Raw genomic sequence first — 18,267 nt, forward strand, 5'->3', positions numbered from 1 at the left:
GCCCGCGTGCTCAGTCCAGCACGGCCGCGACCGGCACACGCGGCCGGGGCTCTTCAGCCAGCTCCGCGGATGAGGGCGGGTCCGCGCCCGGACGGGAGACGGTGACCGCCGCCGCCCTGGCCGCTCGCTCCAGCAGGCTGCTCAGGTCTCCGCGATCGAGGCGGCGGAGGGCCCCGCGAGCAGCGCCGTCCCTGAAGCCGAGCCGGAGCAAGCCCTCGATGATCGCCGACATGAACGTGTCGCCGGCGCCCACCGTGTCGGCTACCGCCACTGCGGGCGCGGAGATGTCCGTCGTTCCGGCCTCGGTCACTGCGGTGGCACCGCTGCCCCCTGCGGTGACGACAACGACCGAGGGGCCCATCGCTCGCCAGGCGCTGGCGACGTCGACGAGGCGTTCCCCGGGGTAGAGCCAGGCGAGGTCCTCGTCGCTGGCCTTCACGACATCCGCGAGCGCCACGATCTCCTCGACTCGCCCACGGACCTCGCGGTGATCGCCGAGGAGTGCAGGCCTGATGTTCGGGTCGTAGGTGATAAGTGCACCTTCGCGCAGCCGGCGGATCGCCTGCAGCACCTCGCGTGCCCCCGGCTCGAGCAGTGCCGCGATGGACCCGGTATGCACGATGCCGGCAGTCACGGCGTCCTCGACTCGGACGTCCCAGTCGAGCTGGAAGTCGTAGTGCGCCGAGCCCGACTCGTCGAGGAATGCGGTCGCCGTCGACGTGGTGCCGACGCTCGGTCCCCCTCCGGTCAGAATCTCGACGCCGGACGCGTGCAGCCACGCGCGAACGCTCTCGCCGCGCCGGTCGTCACCGATTCGCGTCAGCAGGCGGGGACGGCAGCCGAGTCGTCCAAGCGCGAGCGCCACGTTCGCGGGGCTGCCCCCTGGGCTCTCATCGATGCTCCCGTCCACCCGGTGGACGACATCGACGAGAGCCTCGCCGATGACGAGGATGCTGGCGGTTGATAGCCCGGGCGCCACGTCTGCTGTGTCTGTGGCGCCTCGCATCTCGATCAACGCCCCGTCGAGCGCAGGAAGCTCAGCTCGCTCTGCGCCTCTTCGATGAGCGGGGTGAGCCGCTCGTTGAAGGCCTGCCCAGCAGGATGCGCCAGGTGGGCCTGGAATGCGGCGTCGTCCTCGTAGATCTCGAAGACCAGGAATCGGGCCGGCGCCTCCTGCCTGCGGTAGACCTGGAAGTCCAGATTGCCTGGCTCGGCTCGCACGACCTCGGCGTAGTCGAGGATCAGCTCCAGGACCGCGGCCTCGGCGCCGGGCCTGGCCGTGAACTCCGCGTAGAGCGTCGTCTGCTCAGCGGCCGATGCGCCGCCCTCGCCCTCACGCATCAGCGGCGCCCGTCATGATCGCGACGGCGTCGGTCATGCTGTGCGACTGCGGCGTTATGGTCGCGGCTCGCTTCCCGAGTCGTTGGATGTGGATCCGGTCGGCGACCTGGAAGACGTGCGGCATGTTGTGTGAGATCAGGATGACGGGAACGCCCTGCTCGCGAAGCCGCTCGATGAGCTCGAGCACCTGCTTCGACTCCCGGACGCCCAGCGCCGCCGTCGGCTCGTCGAGCACGACGACCTTGGATCCGAACGCCGCCGCCCGGGCGACCGCAACCGCCTGCCGTTGACCGCCTGACAGGTTCTCGACGGCGACCGTGACGTCCTGCAGCGTCGAGATGCCGAGGCGCTGGACCTGCTCGCGGGCTTCCTTGCGCATCCCCGAGGTGTCGAGGGCACGGAACACTGTGCCCGCGATGCCCGGCTTGCGCCGTTCGCGGCCGAGGAAGAGGTTGGATGCCACGTCGAGCGCAGGCGACACCGCGAGGTTCTGGTAGACGGTCTCGATGCCAGCGTCGCGTGCATCCTGCGGTCGCTTGAAGTGGACCGGCTCGCCGTCCAGCAGCAGCTCCCCCTGGTCGGGCACGTAGGCGCCGGTGAGGCATTTGATGAGCGTCGACTTCCCGGCGCCGTTGTCGCCGATGATCGCGAGCACCTCTCCGGCGTGCAGCTGAAGGCTCACCCCATCGAGCCCCACGACCTTGCCGAAGGTCTTGACCAGCCGCTTCGCCTCGAGGACAGGGACCCCCTTCGGTGCTGTCGTGGGCTCGACCGCGTCTGCTACGAGGCTCATTTGCGTACCTTCCTGATCCACTGGTCGACGGAGACCGCGACGATGACGAGAATTCCGATGGCGAGGGTCTGATAGAGACCGTCGACGCCCGCGAGGAAGAGACCGTTTCGGAAGACGCCCACGATGATCGCCCCGAGCAGCGTTCCCCAGATGATTCCCCGCCCGCCGAAGAGCGAGGTTCCGCCGATGACGACGGCGGTGATCGAGTCGAGGTTGAGGTCGGCGCCGGCATTGGGGCTGGCGGCACCCGATCGTCCGATCTGGATCCACGCGGCGACCGCGAGGACAGCACCAGCGACGACGTAGACGCTCATGAGCACCTTCGTCGTGGAGATGCCGGCCAATCGCGCGGCCTCGGCATCGTCGCCGACCGCGTAGACGTGCCTCCCCCACGCGGTTCGCCCGAGCACATAGGCGACGAGCACGTAGAGCGCGAACATGATGATGACGCCGACGGTGAGCATGACGTCGCCGACCGGGAACGCGGTGGCCGTCCACGTGAGCAGCTCTGGCATCTCCGCCTTGCGGATCGTCTGCCCGCCGCTGTAAAGCAGCGTCAGCGCGACGAAGACGTTCAGCGTGCCGAGTGTCGCGATGAAGGGCGGCAGCTTGATCCTCGTGACCAGGAACCCGTTGAGGGTGCCGGCGGCCAGCGCGGCGAGCAGGCCCGCGAGCAGCGCCAGCGGGGCCGGGAACCCGTTGTGGACCGCGGTCTGCGCGGTGACCATAGACGCCAGGATCATGGCCGCCCCGACCGACAGGTCGATGCCTGCGGTCAGGATGATGAGCGTCTGCGCGATGGCGACCGTGCCCACGACGGAGACCTGGTCGAGGATGAGCGACAGGTTCCCCGGGGCGAAGAACCTGGGGTTGATCGTCCCGAAGACGATGATGGCGATCACGAGCACGACGGCCGGGCTGATGGCCGGATAGCGGTGCAGGACACCGCGGACCCGATCGAGCGGGGTCCGCCGGTCGAGGAATTCGGCGGCGAGATCGAGGGATGAGGTGGGAGGAGAGGTCTGAGTCACGAGTTCACTTCCTTGCAGTGGCGAGAGGCGTCGCGGTGCCGTGCGGCTGTCGCGACGGGTGCTGGACTACTTCGTGCCCCAGCAGAGCTCCGCGCCCTCGGTCGTGTCGATGGATTCGACGCCGTCAGCGGGCTGGTCAGTCACCAGTGAGACACCCGTGTTGAAGAAGTCCAGGCCTTCGCTGGTCTCCGGGGTGCTGCCCGTTCCGACGAGCTCGGCGATCGCCTCGACGCCGAGCTCCGCCATCTTCACCGGGTACTGCTGGCTCGTGGCGTCGATGATGCCGTCGGCGACCTGGCCGACACCGGCGCATCCGCCGTCGATCGAGACGATCGTCACATCGTCCTTGCTCTTGCCCGCGGCCTCGAGCGCCTGGTAGGCGCCGTATGCGGCGGGTTCGTTGATCGTGTAGACGACGTTGATGTCCGGGTTCTTGGCAAGGAGGTTCTCCATCGCCGTGCGCCCACCGTCCTCGGCACCCTGGGATGCCTCGTTCCCGACGATGGTGTACTTGCCGCCCTGTCCGCCGGAGTAGTTCCCCTGCGGGGCTTCGTCGCCGTTCACCGTGTCACTGCCGAGCTCGATGCCCATGCCCTGGAGGAACCCCTGGTTTCGGTCGTAGTCGACCGAGACCGCCTTGTCGTCGAAGAGGTCGATGAGGCCGATGACGGCCTCCTTGCCCGCAAGCGAGTCCGCTGCCCACTCGCCGACGTACTGCCCGGCGAGGAAGTTGTCGGTCGCGAAGGTGATGTCGACGGAGTCCGCCGGGTCCGGCACCGTGTCGAGGGCGATGACGAACAGGCCGGCGTCGCGAGCCTTCTGGACCGCGTCGAGCACGGCAGGCCCGTTCGGGGTGATGAGGATTCCCGCGTCGCCCTTGGAGATGGCTGCCTCGATGGCCTGGATCTGCGTGTCCTCGTCGCCGTCCTCCTTGCCTGCAGCGAGGGTGAGGGTCACCCCGTTCGCATCCGCTGCCGTCTGCGCGCCGTCCTGCATCGCGATGAAGAACGGGTTCGAGTTGGTCTTGACGATGAGCGAGACGCCGATGTCGCCCTCTCCCCCACCCTGCGCGGCCTGGTCGGCCCCGGCGCATCCCGTCAGCGTCAGCGCTGCGATGGCGAACACCGAGGAGGCGGCGAGAAATGGCTTCCGAGCGATTGGATTGCGGTTCTTCATTGAATTCCCCTGATCGTCTGTGTTGATTGACAACGTTGTCAACCACGTTTGTACTCCATGCGCCGAGTAGAGTCAACGGGCCGTCGAAAGAAAGGTCGATCGTGACAACAGCACCCCGGCGAGACGACCCGGCGAGCGGGCGCTCGCGCACGACCATGAAGCAGGTCGCCTCCCTGGCAGGGGTCGGGGTGAAGACCGTCTCCCGCGTCGTGAACAACGAGCCGAACGTGTCCGCGACCACCACCGAGCGAGTGTGGAACGCCGTCAGGGCCCTGAACTATCACGTGGACCTCGCCGCCGGAAACCTCAGGAGAGCCGACGGACGGAGCCGGACGATCGGCCTCCTCGTCGGCAGCGTCGACAACCCGTTCGCGGCCGCGATCCACCGGGCTGTCGAGGACGCGGCACTGCACCACAGCGTGGCCGTGTTCGCATCGTCGCTCGACGACGACGCCACTCGCGAGGAGGGCGCCGTCAGCGCATTCATGCGACGGCGCGTGGACGGCCTGATCCTCACGACGACCCAGCAGCCCACCTACCTCACCACCCTCCGCGACCGGGACATCCCGGCCGTGTTCGTCGACCGCGTCCCCCCAGGACTCGACCTCGATGCCGTCTCGAGCGACAACCAGGCCGCAGCAGCACGGGCGACGACACACCTGATCAACCACGGCCACCAGCGGATCGCGCTCCTCACCGACCGCCTCTCGATCCAGACGGCCGAAGAGCGCCGTCGAGGCTTCCTCGAAGCCCTGGGCGAGGCCGGCATCCCCACACGGCTCGCCACGATCGTCACGGAGCTCCACGACGAGGAGACCTCGCGCGCGGCACTCGGCCGACTCCTCGACTCCGAAACGCCCCCGACAGCGGTCTTCAGCTCCCAGAACCTCGTCACCATCGGGGCCCTGCGAGCCCTCCGGGAGCGGGGCCTGCAGAACGAGATCGCGCTGGTCGGCTTCGATGACATCCCGCTTGCAGACCTGCTGGTTCCCGGCGTCACCGTGATCGCCCAGGACCCGCAGCAGATCGGGCAGCGCGCAGCCGAGCTGCTCTTCGACCGCCTCGGCGGCGACCGCGGCCCCGCCCAGCGCGTCACCGTCCCAACCCGCCTCATCGAGCGCGGCAGCGGCGAGATCCTCGCCCCCGCCTCCTGACGAGACCCCCACCCCCTCCCGTCGAGGTCGACACCACTCAGCTCTTGATTTGTCCGGTGGACAGTCTCTAGCATCGCTCGGAATGGACTGACATCGTTGTCAGTCCAGTCCGTTGCATTCGACGCACTGAGAAGAAATCGAGCGAATCTATGACATCGACGTCACCGAGACACCCGAGAAGGACGCGGAAGGCTCTCGCCGCGCTGGCAGCGACCAGCATCGCGTTCGCCGTCCTCACCGGGACAGCCACCACGGCCACCGCCGAGCAGCCGGCCGAGGCGGGGCAGGAGCAGTTCCGCCCGCAGTTCCACTTCTCCCCCGAGAAGAACTGGATGAACGACCCCAACGGCATGGTGTACGTCGACGGCGTCTATCACCTCTACTACCAGCACAACCCGGAGGGCACACGCTGGGGGAACATGAGCTGGGGCCACGCGACCTCCACCGACCTCATGCGCTGGGAGGAGCAGCCGCTCGCACTCCCCCAGACCTTCGACGATTCCGGAGTCGCGATCGAGGACATCTTCTCTGGATCCATCGTCGTCGACGAGACCAACAGCTCCGGTTTCGGCACCGGAGACAAGCCCCCGCTCGTCGCCATCTACACGAGCGCGTACACCCAGGATCATCCGACTCACCCCGGGGTCCAGGCCCAGTCGCTCGCTTACAGCAGCGACGGCGGATACACCTGGACGAAGCACGAGGGCAACCCCGTCTACGACCGCGGCTCCGCCAACTTCCGAGACCCGAAGGTCTTCTGGTACGACGGTCCGGCCGGTGCGTACTGGGTCATGGCGGCCGTCGAGGCGGTCGACCACAAGGTGATCCTCGCGAAGAGCACCGACCTGCGCTCCTGGGAGCACCTCTCGGAGTTCGGGCCCGCGAACTCGACGGAGGGCATCTGGGAGTGCCCGGAGCTCTTCGAGCTGCCCGTCGACGGCAACCCGGACGAGACGAAATGGGTCATGGTCGTCAATCTCAACCCGGGGGCCGTTGCTGGCGGGAGCGGGGGCCAGTACTTCGTCGGCGACTTCGACGGCACCGAGTTCACGAGCGAGACCACCGTCGAGCCAGGCACCACGGCAGAAGGAACCCCGTTCGCGACCTTCGACGGCGGAGACTTCAGCGGGTGGACCGTCACCAACGAGTCCGGGAACGAGGCCGATGGCCCGTGGGGACTTGCGCCGGCGGCCGGAACATTGCCAGGCCAGGGCCCCGTCAAGGGCGCCATCGGAGCCGGCTTCGCGAACGGCTTCCACGGCGGAGACTGGCCGGTGGGCTCGCTCGAGTCCCCGCAGTTCACGATCGAATCCGACGTCATCAACCTGCTCGTCGGAGGAGGCAACCACCCGCACGTGGACGGCTCGCAGCTCGGGAACGAACCGCCGGCGGGCACCACCGTCTTCGACTTCGAGCTCACCGATGGCGAGAACCTCCTCGGCTCAGGCTGGGAGGCGACGGGCGACTTCGCCCTCGACCCGGCACGCAGCCCCTCGAAGACGAGCGGCGAGTACGCGCTCGGTGACAAGCGCGTCAACACGTGGGAGGGCGGACCGCTCGGAGACGACAACACGGGCACGATCACGTCGCCCTCCTTCACGCTCGATGGCGATTTCGCTTCCTTCCTCATCGGCGGAGGCAACCGCAGCGACGGCACCCTGCAGGTCGAGCTGCTCGTCGACGGCAGCGTCGTGCGCACGCAGACCGGCGCCAACGCCGGGCAGATGACCTGGCAGTCGTGGGACATCAGCGAGTTCGCCGGCAAGGATGCGCAGCTCCGCGTTCGAGACGAGGCGACAGGCGGCTGGGGACACCTCACCTTCGATCACCTCGTGATCGGCGACGAGCCCTCGCAGCTTCGCTCGGAGGAGACCGCGGTCAACCTCATCGTCGACGGCGAAGTCGTGCGCACGGCGACCGGCAGGAACAGCGAGACGCTCGACTGGTCGAGCTGGGACGTCTCCGACCTCCGCGGACAGCAGGCCACGATTCAGGCGGTCGACCAGAACAGGTCAGACTGGGGCCACCTGATGCTGGACCAGATCATGTTCGCCGACACGAGCGTCCCATCGACGCTCGAGAGCTACGACTGGCTCGACTGGGGCCGCGACTACTACGCGACGGTCTCGTACTTCGGCACCCCGGAGGGGAGTCGGATCATGCAGGGCTGGATGAACAACTGGGACTACGCCAACGACATCCCCACCTCGACGTGGCGCAGCTCGATGACGCTCCCGCGCGAGGTCGTCCTGACCTCGACTCCAGCGGGGCCCCGCCTCGAGCAGCAGGTCGTCCCCCAGGTCGATGAGCAGCTCGACGTGGCAGGTTCGACCACGCGAACGGACATCGCCCTCGATGGCGCGGTGGATCTCGGGCTCTCGGGAGACGTCGTGAAACTCGAGGTGACCCTCGAACCGGGCGAGGCGCAGCGGGCGGGAATCACGGTCTTCGGGGACGCCGAGTCGGGAACCCACATCGGCTACGACGCCTCGCAGGGACGCCTGTTCGTCGACCGGACGAACTCCGGCAACGTCGACTTCCACCCCGCCTTCGCATCGGTGGAGGATGCACCGGTCGCCCTCGACGACGACGGCTCGGTCACCTTCTCCCTCTACCTGGATCGCGCATCCGTCGAGCTCTTCACTGCGGACGGGATGGTGACCATCACCGATCAGGTGTTCCCGAACGAGGGCGCAGACGCCATCACCGCCTGGTCCGAGGGCGGAGCAGCGACGCTGCGCAGCATCACCGTCACTCCGGTCACGCCGACGATGTGGCAGGAGCCCGGAGCCGTCGTTACCCCGCCGACCGCGACGGCCACGGCAGCTCCGACCGCGAGCGCCACTTCCTGGCCGTCAGCTGCACCCACATCCATGCCCACATCCACGCCTCAGGGTGGATCGGAGACCGGGACGTCGACTCCGGAGGGGCTGGCGTCGACCGGTGCGGACTTCCCCCTCGCTGCTGTCCTCTTCGGCCTCGCGCTTGTCGGCGGAGGAGCGGTACTGGGTGCTCGACGACTCGGTCGCCGAGGTCAGTAGCAAGAGCCTCCCGGCGACGCTGGTCTGACCGGTCTGATCGCTGATCGCTGCCCGGCGTTTCGCCCTCTGAGACCACTCTCAGAGGGCGAAACGCCGGGCAGCGTCGGAGATGGGGCGGGCGCAGGGGCCGGCGGGTGTGCGGGCGCGGCGCGGACCCCGGTTACTCCTCGAGGGGGCCGAGCGTGGCCTGCGCGACGAAGCGAGCGATGGGGGACGCCGTCACCTCGAGCTCGACAATCGCGACCGTGTTGACGCCGGCGCGGAGCACGGAGCCCGGCACGTAGAGCGTCTGCTGCGGACCGCTGCGCCAATAGCGCCCGAGCAGGAAGCCGTTGACCAGGGCGTACCCCTTGCCCCACTTGGCCGTGTCGAGGTAGAGGTCGCTGGGCGCTTCGAGCTCGAACTCGCCGCGAAGCCCGGTGAGCCCGGTGAGCCCGAGCGACGTCTCGGGATGAGCCAGTGGCGAGGAGGCGTCGGCGGCAGCGAGGGCACCACCGGCACCGGCCGCGGACTCGGCGGCGGCAGCAGCAGAGCCGATCGCGGCTCCGGCCCCTGCGACGTCGATGGGCGTCGCCGTCCAGCCCTCGAGGGGAGCCCCGTCGAGGAGCGGCGTGCCGATGATGCCCTTCTCCTCGCCGATGCGCTCGGCGTAGTTGACGCGACCCTGCTCCTCCACGAGCACGCGCAGCCGCGTCCCGGCGGGCACGACGATCGATGTCTCGTGGAGGGTGCGCGACAGCGTGCCGAAGGGGACGCCGTCGATGGAGAGCCACGCGAAGTCGCGTACTTCCTCGAACTCCAGCAGGCGGGGTGCGGATGTGCTCGGCAGCTCGGCCTCGTAGGCGACCAGTGCGCTCAGGTGCTGCAGTGCGTCGAAGGTCGGGGGCACCGTGTGGCGTTCGCGGTTGACGGGCGGGAGCCACGCATCAGGAGCCACGATGGAGAGCGGCACCTCGAGCTCAGGGGCTGGGACCGCGAGGGCGGGGGTCTCCGCCGGCACGTCGGCGTACTTCGCGATGACGTCCCTGAACGCGAAGAACTTCGGAGTGGGGTTCCCGGCCTCGTCGAGCGGGGCGTCGTAGTCGTAGGACGTCGCGATGGGCAGGTACCTGCCCTTGTGGTTCGCCCCGTTGGTGAGGCCGAAGTTGGTGCCGCCGTGGACCATGTAGAAGTTCACTGAGGCGCCGGCGGCGAGCAGCGCGTCGAGCTCGCGCGCCGCATCCTCGACGCTCGTCGTGTGGTGGAAGGCGCCCCACCAGTCGAACCAGCCATCCCAGAACTCGGCGCACATGAGCGGGCCGGTCGGCTGGTGGCGTCGCAGGGTGGCGAGGCGCTCGTCGGCGCGAGACCCGAAGGAGCCGGTGAGGTGCACGCCGTCGACGCTGCCGTCGCTCAGCATCTGGTCGGTTGGCTGGTCGATCGTCGTGAGCGGCACCGTGATGCCGGCCTCACGGGTGACCTCGACGAGCCGCTCGAGGTAGGCGGTGTCGTTGCCGTAGGCGCCGTACTCGTTCTCGATCTGCACGAGCACCACGGGGCCGCCGTCGTCGATCTGCCGCGGCGCGACGATGTCGTAGACCCGCCGCAGGTAGGTCTCGACCTCGTGCAGGTACGTGGGCTGCGAGCGTCGAAGCCCGACTCCGGGCAGCGCGGTGAGCCAGGTCGGGAGCCCGCCGTTGTGCCATTCCGCGCAGATGTAGGGGCCAGGGCGCACGATGGCATGCATCCCTTCGGCCGCGATCAGGTCGAGGAACCGGCCGAGGTCGTTCCAGCCGGTCGCATCCCACTCCCCCTTGCGGGGCTCGTGGGCGTTCCAGGCGACGTAGGTCTCGATGGTGTTGAGGCCCATGAGCTTGGCCTTGTGGATGCGGTCGGCCCACTGCTCGGGATGCACGCGGAAGTAGTGCAGCGCCCCGGAGAGCACGCGGTGGGGTTCGCCGTCGAGGAGGAAGTGCTCTTCGCCGATCTCGAAGGTCATGTGAGCAGACTCCAGTCTTCTGTCTTCGCTGACATTGGGGGTGTTTCTGGGAACCGGGGTGGCTCAGCGTTGGACGGCGTCGCCGACGCCGTCCACGAGCTCGCGCAGCTCACCCCAGCTCGGCAGCGACTCCCAGTCGCCGTCGCTGCGGCAGGCGCTCGCTCCGCACGCGGCGGCCGTCAGCATGCGTTGTTCCAGGGGTGCCGCGCGGGTGAGCTCGACGAGGTATCCGGCGGCGAAGGCATCGCCGGCGCCGACCGTGTCGACGACGTCGACCGCGAAGGCCGGCACCTCGACCTCGAGGTCGCCGTCGATGCCGGACGCGCCGTGCTCGCCGCGCTTGATGACGGCCTGCCGGGGTCCGAGGGCCTGCAGGGCGCGGGCCTGCTCGAGCGGGGACTCCTCGCCGACGAGCATGGCGGCCTCGTCGTCTCCGGCGAAGACGATGTCGCTGAGCGCGGCGAGCTCGCGGTAGCGGGGAGCCGCGGCCTCGGCCGACCACAGCTTGCTGCGGTGGTTGACGTCGAACGACACGGTCACGCCGTGCTCGCGAGCGAGGCGGACGGCGCTCAGCACCGTCTCGGCGGCGCTGTCGCTGAGGGCGAGACTGATGCCCGTGACGTGCAGGACCTGGGCGCCCACGATGGCCTCGCTTGGGACGTCGGCCGGGGTGATGCGGCTGCCGGCGAGTCCGCCGCGGTAGTAGGTGACGCGGCTGCGGCCCGGGCGGGGCCGGTCCTTGAGCATGATCGCGGTGGGTGCATCCGCGTCGACCGTCTCGTGCAGCTGTACCTGTTCGGCCCTGAGGGCACGGAGGATGCGTCTGCCGACGGCGTCATCGCCGACCCGACCGATCCACGCGGCCTCGACGCCGAGTCGGGCGGCGGCGATGGCGACGTTGCTCTCTGCGCCGCCGAAGCTCATCTCCGCGTCGGACTGCAGGTCGAAGCCACCGGTCCGGCGCGCGATCACCAGCCCGAGCGCCTCGCCGATCGTGACGATGCCGCTCACGTGCGGCCGACCTTGGCAGCACTCACGCGGGTCGCGATGTCGGCTGCCGCGCTGGCTGCCTCGGCGACCGCGTCTGCGCCCTCGTCGAGCAGCTTCGAGCTGCCGAGCCAGCTTCCGCTCGCCGCGAAGACCGCCGGATGCTCGAGGTGCTCGGCGAGGTTGGCGAGGCTGATGCCGCCGCTCGGCATGAACGTGATGCCGCGGAACACGGAGGCGTACGTGCTGAGCAGGGACAGCCCGCCGAAGTTGCCGGCCGGGAAGAGCTTGAGCTGCGACAGCCCGAGGTCGCGGGCCGCCGTGATGTCGCTCGGCGTGAGCGTTCCGGGGAGGATCGGAACGTCTGCGTCCTGCGCGACTCGGACGACCTCCGCCGACAGGCCGGGCGAGACGAGGAACTGCGCACCGGCGTCCAGCGCCTGCTTGGCCTGCTCTGTGTCGAGCACGGTGCCAGCACCCACGATGAGGTCGGGGCGTCCCGCGATGTGGCGCAGCGCATCCAGTGCCCCGTCGCCGCGCAGCGCGATCTCGACGATGCCGATGCCGCCCGCGACGAGACCGTCGGCGAGCGCCTCGGCTTGCGCCTGCGTGCTCGGCGTGGAGAGGGGAACGACGGAGTGGCCCTCGAACGGGGCGCTCATCGTGCGAGCCATCCGCCGTCGACGGGGAGGACGACACCCGTGACGTAGGAGGCGGCCGGGCTCGCGAGGAACACGGCGGCACCGCCGAGGTCTTCTGCCTCGCCCCAGCGACCCGCGGGGATGCGCTCGAGGATGGACCGCGAGCGGTCGTTGTCTTCGCGCAGCGCCTCGGTGTTGTCAGTCGCGATGTAGCCGGGGGCGATCGCGTTGACGGTCACGCCTCGGGATGCCCACTCGTTGCTGAGGGCGTGGACGAGGCCCGCGATGGCCGACTTCGACGCCGTGTACCCGGGCACGTTGATGCCGCCCTGGAAGCTGAGCAGGCTCGCGGTGAAGATGATGCGCCCGTCGCCGCGCTCGACCATGGCCGCGCCGACGATCTGGCTGAGCACGAACTGGCTCGAGAGGTTCACCTGGATGACCTCGTCCCACCAGTCGAGAGAGTGCTCGGCTGCGGGCGCGCGGCGGATGGTGCCGGCGTTGTTGACGAGGATGTCGGCGTGCTTCACGGATGCACCGAACTGCTCTACGGCGGCACGGTCGGTGAAGTCGACGCCGTGCCCCTCGAAGCTGCGGCCGAGCGAGCGGACACGTGCCCCGACTTCGCCGCCATCGGCTTCCTGCTGGGAGGACGCGGCGATGATGTCCGCCCCTGCCTCGGCGAGTGCCGTGGCGATGCCGAGGCCGATGCCGCGGCGGGCGCCGGTGACAACCGCGGTCTTTCCAGTGAGGTCGAAGCTGGTCATAGCGACCCTTTCGCGTGAGGCCAGGTCCACCTGGCGGAACTCGGTTTCATTCACCTACTATAGACGTGCCACGAACGAATCACGAGAGGAACTCCCTTGTCTCAGCAGTACCGCCCGGGTCGCCCGGAAGACATCCCCACCCTCGACCAGCAGGCACTCCGTGACCGCTACCTCGTCGAGCAGCTCCTCACGCCAGGTGAGATCCGTGTCGTCGCGACGCACTTCGACCGCGTCGTCACCGTCGGCGCCGTCCCCACCGACAGCCCCCTCACGCTCGAGACCGTCGACGAGCTGCGCAGCGAGAACTTCCTCGACCGCCGCGAGCTCGGCATCGTCAACACGGGCGGCGCCGGCGTCGTCGTCGCCGACGGCGAGCGCTACGAGCTCGCGAAGACCGCCGTGCTCTACCTCGGCCGCGGCACCGTCGACGTCACCTTCGAGAGCAACGACGCCGCAGACCCCGCCAAGTTCTATGGCTTCAGCGCCCCCGCGCACACGGCCTACCCGAACACCCTCGTCACCCCCGAAGAGGGCACGATCCGCGAGCTCGGCGACCAGGTCACGTCGAACCGTCGCACGCTGCGCCAGTGCATCCACGAGAACGGCGTCAAGAGCTGCCAGATCGTCATGGGCGTCACGAGCCTCCACGCCGGCAGCATGTGGAACACCATGCCAGCGCACACACACGACCGTCGCACCGAGGTGTACCACTACTTCGACCTCGAAGAGGACCAGCGGGTCGTGCACCTCATGGGCGACCCCAAGGAGACGCGCCACCTCATGGTCGCGAACGGCGACGTCGTGCTCTCCCCGAGCTGGTCACTGCACTCCGGAGTAGGATCTTCCAGCTACTCGTTCGTGTGGGCGATGGCCGGCGAGAACCAGTCGTTCGACGACATGGACTCTGTCCCGATCACCGCGATGCGGTGACGACTCCAACAACGAGGGTGGTCAGGATGGACGACGCAGGCCAGTCGCCGGCCCCGCCTGCGGGCGCAAGCGAGAAGACGCTGCTTGTGCTCGCGGCGGCCCTCGCGCATCCGCGCTTCACGGACATCGTCGCCGAAGCCGGACTCGCGAAGGCGACCGTCCACCGCATCCTGGGCACCCTCGTCGCGCAGCACTACCTCGGGGGCAACTCCGAGCAGGGCTACCGGGCCGGCCCCAACCTGCTGGCCCTCGCGGGCCGGGCGCTCGCGAGCGTCGACATCTCGCAGGTCGCGGGCCCCATCGTGGACGAGCTCGCCGCCTCCGTCGACTGCACCATCCACGTGGGCGTCGCGACGGAGAGCGAGATGGTCTACCTCATCCGTCGCGACTCGGCGAAGCCGTACCGCATGCGCTCGCGCGTCGGCCTCGGCGTGCCCCTGCACAGCTCCGGCATGGGCAAGGTCGTGCTCGCCGACTGGGCGCCGGAGCGAGTGGATGCGCTTGCCGCGCGCGTCGGCCTGCCGCGGCGCACCGACCTCACGATCACCGATCTCGGCCTGCTGCACGAGGAGCTCGCCCGCGTCCGCGAGCGCGGCTACTCGACGGACCTGGGCGAGAACGAGACGGGCACCGTGTGCGTCTCTGCGCCCATCCGCGACCACACCGGCGCCGTGACGCACGGCCTCTCGGTGTCCTCGATCGAGCTCGAGTACCCGGGCCTCAGCATCGAGGCGCTCGCGCCCGCCGCGATCGCGGCAGCCGACCGCATCTCCCGCGAGCTCGGGGCCCCCGGGGCGTAGAGCCAAGCCGCCAATTCTCGAAGTCACCCGCCGCTGGCGCCTGACCAACTTCAGTGCAAACTTCGTCGCTGACACGGTTCCCACAGCTGATGTCGCCGTTTCTGCACTGATGCTGGACACCGTTCTTGCCGCGACGGCTCCGTGCGCCACTCCGCCGTCGGTGTGCGCTCCGGCGGCGACATCCGGCACCCCTGACCAACTTCAGTGCTCAATTGGCCGTCTCGTGGCGGTCAGTGCCGAAACCGTCCGAATCATCACTGAAGTTGGTCAGAGTCAGTGGTGGACGGGCGGTGGAGGTGGCGGAGAGGCACCGACAGAAGGGGCCCGGGGCGTCACATCGACACCGCGGGCCCCTGCCGGTGTCCGGTCAGCCGCGGGTGTTCGACTCGCTGGAGGATTCCCTGCGTTCTGAGGGGCCTTCAGCTGGGTCCGCAGCCGGCCCGCCGACCGCGAACGCCGTCTTGCGGTCGATGCTGTCGGATGCCAGCTCAAGGTTGCTCTCACCCTCGGCGCGCGCTTCGGCTTCCTCCTCGCCGTCGAGGCTCATGAGGTGCTCGACGTCGACGTCGTTGGGGTTGTCGAGCACTTCCTGCAGTCGGTCGCGGTCGAGCGCCTTCGTCCAGCGGGCGATGACGAGTGTGCCGATGCCGTTGCCAGTGAGGTTCGTGAGGGCGCGGCCTTCCGACATGAAGCGGTCGATGCCGACGATAAGAGCGAGCCCAACCATGGGGATGATGTGGTCGAACGCTGCGATGGATGCGGCGAGGGTCACGAGTCCCGCGCCGGAGACGCCCGCTGCTCCGTTCGAGGAGATGAGCATGAACGCGAGGAGCGCGATCTGGGTGCCGATGGGCACGTCCACTCCGAACGCCTGCGCGATGAAGATGGCGCCCATGGACATGTAGATGGCGGTGCCGTCGAGGTTGAACGAGTAGCCGGTGGGGATGGTGAGGCCGACGACGTGCTTGGGCACGCCGGCCGCCTCGAGCTTCGTCATCATGCGGGGCAGCACCGTCTCGGAGGAGGAGGTGCCGAGCACGATGAGCAGCTCGTCCTTGATGTAGCGGAGGTACTTGAAGATGCTGAAGCCAGCCCAGTGGCAGATGGGGCCGAGCACCAGGAAGACGAAGATGAGGCAGGTGAGCCAGAAGGAGCCCATGAAGAAGGCGAGGTTGCCGAGGATCTCGGCGCCGTGCTTGCCGATCGTGAAGGCGATGCCGCCGAAGGCCCCGATGGGGGCGACCCACATGACGATCTTGATGATGCCGAACATGACCTTCGCGAGCGAGTCCATGGCGCGCACGACCTTCTCGCCACGTTTGCCAAGCATGGCGATCGCGATGGCGGTCAGGATGGCGAGCAGCAGCACCTGGAGGAGCTGGCCATCGACGAACGCCGACATGAACGAGGTGGGGATGAGGCCGAGGATGAAGCCGGGCAGGCCCTCTCCCCCGGCGTCGCCCGCGTCGGCAATGGTTGCGTCGGCGGCCGATCCGTCGAAGCTCGCGACGTCGTAGTTCAGGCCGGCGCCCGGCTGGAACACGTTGATGGCGATGAGGCCGAGGCCCAGGGCGACGACGGTGGTGATGTTGAAGTAGACGGCGGTGCGCAGGGCGAGGCCGCCCGCTTTCGCGAGGTTGCCGAGGCCAGCGATGCCGACGACGACGGTCGCAAAGATGGTCGGCGCGATGACGACCTTGACCAGGTTGATGAAGAGCGTCGCGAGCCAGCGCAGCTCGGAGGCGAAGGCCGGGAAGATCAGGCCGACGGCGACACCGAGCGCGATGCCGACAAGCACCCACACGTAGAGGTGGTGCCAGAACGGCTTCTTCTTCTTGACGGGAGGGGTGCTGCCTGCTGCCCGGCCTGGTGAGCTCGGGGTGGTCTTGACCGCTTTGCCCTTGTCGGGGCTCGAGTCGTGTGTCACGGTGTTCTCCTTTGAACTCCAGCGTGTGCGTCATCGGTGACGGCTCGTCGTCCAAGGGTGGGCGCCCAGCGGCCGTGAGCCCAGGGGCGCTGCGCATCCTTAAGGTGTTCTTGACATTCGGGCGCGGATGCCCGCTTGTTAGGCTCGAACCGTGGCGTTTGCACCGTGGATGTCGTCGGTTGAGCCGCCAGCAGGCGGCTTCACGCGGCGAGCCTTCCTCGGAGGTGCGGCCGCAACGATGTCTTCGCTTGCGCTCGCGGCGTGCGCCTCGCCGAAGCCTTCCGGGCAGGTGCTGACGCTCGCGACCGGGCCAGAGGGGGCGGTGTTCCGGGAGATCGGGGCGGCCTACGCCGACGCGGTGAACTCCTCGTGGCCGGCCGGCGAGATGCTGGTGCGCGACACCGCCTCGTCGCTCGAGAACGCGCAGCTGCTGAGCGCGGGCGAGGTGGATGCGGCGCTCATCAACGTCGACGTCGCCGCTGGTTTCGAGGGCGAGATCGTGGCGCTCGCGCGTGTCTTCGATTCGGTGCTGCACCTCGTGGTTCCAGAGGACTCGGACATCACGGATCTGCGCGGTCTGCAGGGCAAGACCATCGCTGGAGGACTCGAGCTGTCTGGCACCCGCTTCACGACGTCGGCGATCCTGACTGAATTGGGCGTCGAGGCGAACTACGTGAGCCTCTCGCAGGCCGACTCCGTGGCGGCGCTCGCGGGCGGCGCGGTCGAGGCTGCGGCGAGTCTCACGGGCATGCCGACTCCGGCGATCAGCGAGATCGGTGCTGGGCAGCGGGTGCGCTTCATCGACCTCGGCGCGAACGCGGAGCGCCTCATCGACCGCTTCTCGCTGGTGTACTTCCCGGTCACGATCCCGTCGACGATGTACGAGGGCTTGCAGGCGGCGACGACGCTCGCGGTGCCGACGGTGCTCGCGGTGAGGCCCGGCATGGCGGATTCGATGGCCGATTTCCTCACCGCTTGCCTGTTCGAGAACGCGGATGCGCTGTCGCACGTGCGCCCTGAGGCTGGACAGATCAACCCGCGAACGGGGGCGGGGACGACTCCCATCGCGCTGCATCCCGGGGCCGCCGGCTGGTTCCGCGCGAACAAGCCGTAGGGGCCACTCGCCAGGAACCAGTGACAACTGTGTACACAACGTCTACTCTTGACACATGGACTCTGTAACGCGTGAGATCAGCACCCGAGAACTTCGCGAGCAGCTCTCCGACGTGCTCGGTCGGGCCATGTATGCCGGTGAACGCGTGGGAGTGACTCGGAACGGCAAGCTCGCCGCAGTCGTCGTCAGCGTCGCGGACCTCGAAGCTCTGGAGTCGTTCGAGATGCATCGCGATGTTGAGTCTTATCGCCATGCGAAAGCGGCAGATGATGGCGACCGGGTTTCCCTCGATGAGCTTCGCGGTGAGCTCGGCGCGTGACCTACCGCGTCGAGTTCACCTCGGCCGCCGCGAAACAGGTCCGCAAGCTGGCTCGCCCAGTCCAACTGCGCGTGCTGGATGTGATCCAGTCGCTGTCGGAAACACCACGCCCGCAGGGGGCTCGCAAGCTGGTGGGCGAGGAGACCGCGTGGAGAGTTCGCATCGGCGACTACCTCGTCATCTACGACATCTACGACGAGGAACTCGTCATCACGATCGTGCGTGCCGCGCACCGTCGCGAGGTCTATCGCTAGCAGATGCTCCGCTC

The 18,267-nt window shown here is 68.5% G+C and carries 17 protein-coding genes; 7 read left to right on the top strand and 10 right to left on the bottom strand.

The window, feature by feature from the left end:
* Positions 1-10 precede the first annotated feature (10 nt).
* The 5 genes from GV007_RS03710 to GV007_RS03730 form a co-directional block, all read right to left on the bottom strand.
* Positions 11-979, bottom strand: a complete 969-nt coding sequence (locus GV007_RS03710) for a carbohydrate kinase family protein (protein ID WP_236558283.1) — start codon at positions 977-979, stop codon at positions 11-13.
* Positions 980-1,011: 32 nt separating this feature from the next.
* Positions 1,012-1,341, bottom strand: a complete 330-nt coding sequence (locus tag GV007_RS03715) for a putative quinol monooxygenase (RefSeq protein WP_160071061.1) — start codon at positions 1,339-1,341, stop codon at positions 1,012-1,014.
* Entirely contained in the window at positions 1,334-2,134 is an 801-nt protein-coding gene (locus GV007_RS03720; protein WP_104305877.1) for an ATP-binding cassette domain-containing protein, read from the bottom strand. Before GV007_RS03720 ends, GV007_RS03715 begins: the two co-directional genes overlap by 8 nt.
* Entirely contained in the window at positions 2,131-3,165 is a 1,035-nt protein-coding gene (locus tag GV007_RS03725) for an ABC transporter permease (protein WP_160071062.1), read from the bottom strand. The genes GV007_RS03720 and GV007_RS03725 overlap by 4 nt, the downstream gene beginning before the upstream one ends.
* 66 nt (positions 3,166-3,231) lie before the next feature.
* Positions 3,232-4,341, bottom strand: a complete 1,110-nt coding sequence (locus GV007_RS03730) for a substrate-binding domain-containing protein (protein ID WP_160071063.1) — start codon at positions 4,339-4,341, stop codon at positions 3,232-3,234.
* A gap of 101 nt (positions 4,342-4,442) precedes the next feature.
* Here GV007_RS03730 and GV007_RS03735 point away from each other — a divergent pair, with 101 nt between their 5' ends.
* Together GV007_RS03735 and GV007_RS19380 are read left to right on the top strand one after the other, a co-directional pair.
* Positions 4,443-5,495, top strand: a complete 1,053-nt coding sequence (locus tag GV007_RS03735; RefSeq protein WP_328809423.1) for a LacI family DNA-binding transcriptional regulator — start codon at positions 4,443-4,445, stop codon at positions 5,493-5,495.
* Between the two features lie 149 nt (positions 5,496-5,644).
* On the top strand, positions 5,645-8,536 hold the full coding sequence (locus GV007_RS19380) for a glycoside hydrolase family 32 protein (protein WP_160071064.1): 2,892 nt from the start codon (positions 5,645-5,647) through the stop codon (positions 8,534-8,536).
* A gap of 160 nt (positions 8,537-8,696) precedes the next feature.
* On the opposite strand, the gene GV007_RS03745 is transcribed toward GV007_RS19380, so the two are convergent.
* The 4 genes from GV007_RS03745 to GV007_RS03760 form a co-directional block, all read right to left on the bottom strand.
* Positions 8,697-10,514, bottom strand: coding sequence for a glycoside hydrolase family 35 protein (locus tag GV007_RS03745; RefSeq protein ID WP_160071065.1), 1,818 nt, complete (start codon positions 10,512-10,514; stop codon positions 8,697-8,699).
* Between the two features lie 63 nt (positions 10,515-10,577).
* Complete coding sequence (locus GV007_RS03750) at positions 10,578-11,525, bottom strand: sugar kinase (RefSeq protein WP_160071066.1); 948 nt, start codon at positions 11,523-11,525, stop codon at positions 10,578-10,580.
* Positions 11,522-12,163 carry a bifunctional 4-hydroxy-2-oxoglutarate aldolase/2-dehydro-3-deoxy-phosphogluconate aldolase gene (locus GV007_RS03755; protein ID WP_236558285.1) on the bottom strand — a complete coding sequence of 214 codons (642 nt, stop codon included), beginning with the start codon at positions 12,161-12,163 and terminating at the stop codon, positions 11,522-11,524. The genes GV007_RS03750 and GV007_RS03755 overlap by 4 nt, the downstream gene beginning before the upstream one ends.
* The gene (locus tag GV007_RS03760; protein WP_160071068.1) at positions 12,160-12,909 is read right to left on the bottom strand and encodes an SDR family oxidoreductase; all 750 of its coding nucleotides are present in this window, start codon (positions 12,907-12,909) and stop codon (positions 12,160-12,162) included. Before GV007_RS03760 ends, GV007_RS03755 begins: the two co-directional genes overlap by 4 nt.
* A gap of 96 nt (positions 12,910-13,005) precedes the next feature.
* Here GV007_RS03760 and kduI point away from each other — a divergent pair, with 96 nt between their 5' ends.
* Positions 13,006-13,839 carry a 5-dehydro-4-deoxy-D-glucuronate isomerase gene (gene kduI, locus GV007_RS03765; RefSeq protein WP_160071069.1) on the top strand — a complete coding sequence of 278 codons (834 nt, stop codon included), beginning with the start codon at positions 13,006-13,008 and terminating at the stop codon, positions 13,837-13,839.
* Positions 13,840-13,865: 26 nt separating this feature from the next.
* The gene (locus GV007_RS03770; protein WP_160071070.1) at positions 13,866-14,639 is read left to right on the top strand and encodes an IclR family transcriptional regulator; all 774 of its coding nucleotides are present in this window, start codon (positions 13,866-13,868) and stop codon (positions 14,637-14,639) included.
* A gap of 367 nt (positions 14,640-15,006) precedes the next feature.
* On the opposite strand, the gene dctA is transcribed toward GV007_RS03770, so the two are convergent.
* Positions 15,007-16,566, bottom strand: a complete 1,560-nt coding sequence (gene dctA / locus GV007_RS03775) for a C4-dicarboxylate transporter DctA (protein ID WP_160071071.1) — start codon at positions 16,564-16,566, stop codon at positions 15,007-15,009.
* A 151-nt stretch (positions 16,567-16,717) separates the two neighbouring features.
* On the opposite strand from dctA, the gene GV007_RS03780 reads away from it, so the two are divergent.
* Genes GV007_RS03780 through GV007_RS03790 form a run of 3 tightly spaced genes read left to right on the top strand, consistent with a single transcriptional unit; the run spans position 16,718 to position 18,253 of the window.
* Positions 16,718-17,680, top strand: coding sequence for a TAXI family TRAP transporter solute-binding subunit (locus GV007_RS03780; RefSeq protein ID WP_160071072.1), 963 nt, complete (start codon positions 16,718-16,720; stop codon positions 17,678-17,680).
* Positions 17,681-17,735: 55 nt separating this feature from the next.
* Positions 17,736-17,999, top strand: a complete 264-nt coding sequence (locus tag GV007_RS03785) for a type II toxin-antitoxin system Phd/YefM family antitoxin (RefSeq protein WP_160071073.1) — start codon at positions 17,736-17,738, stop codon at positions 17,997-17,999.
* The gene (locus tag GV007_RS03790) at positions 17,996-18,253 is read left to right on the top strand and encodes a type II toxin-antitoxin system RelE family toxin (protein ID WP_160071074.1); all 258 of its coding nucleotides are present in this window, start codon (positions 17,996-17,998) and stop codon (positions 18,251-18,253) included. Before GV007_RS03785 ends, GV007_RS03790 begins: the two co-directional genes overlap by 4 nt.
* The last annotated feature ends 14 nt before the right edge of the window (positions 18,254-18,267 follow it).

The organism is Pseudoclavibacter sp. 8L, from assembly GCF_902506465.1.
In the GTDB taxonomy this organism is placed as follows: Bacteria; Actinomycetota; Actinomycetes; order Actinomycetales; family Microbacteriaceae; genus Pseudoclavibacter.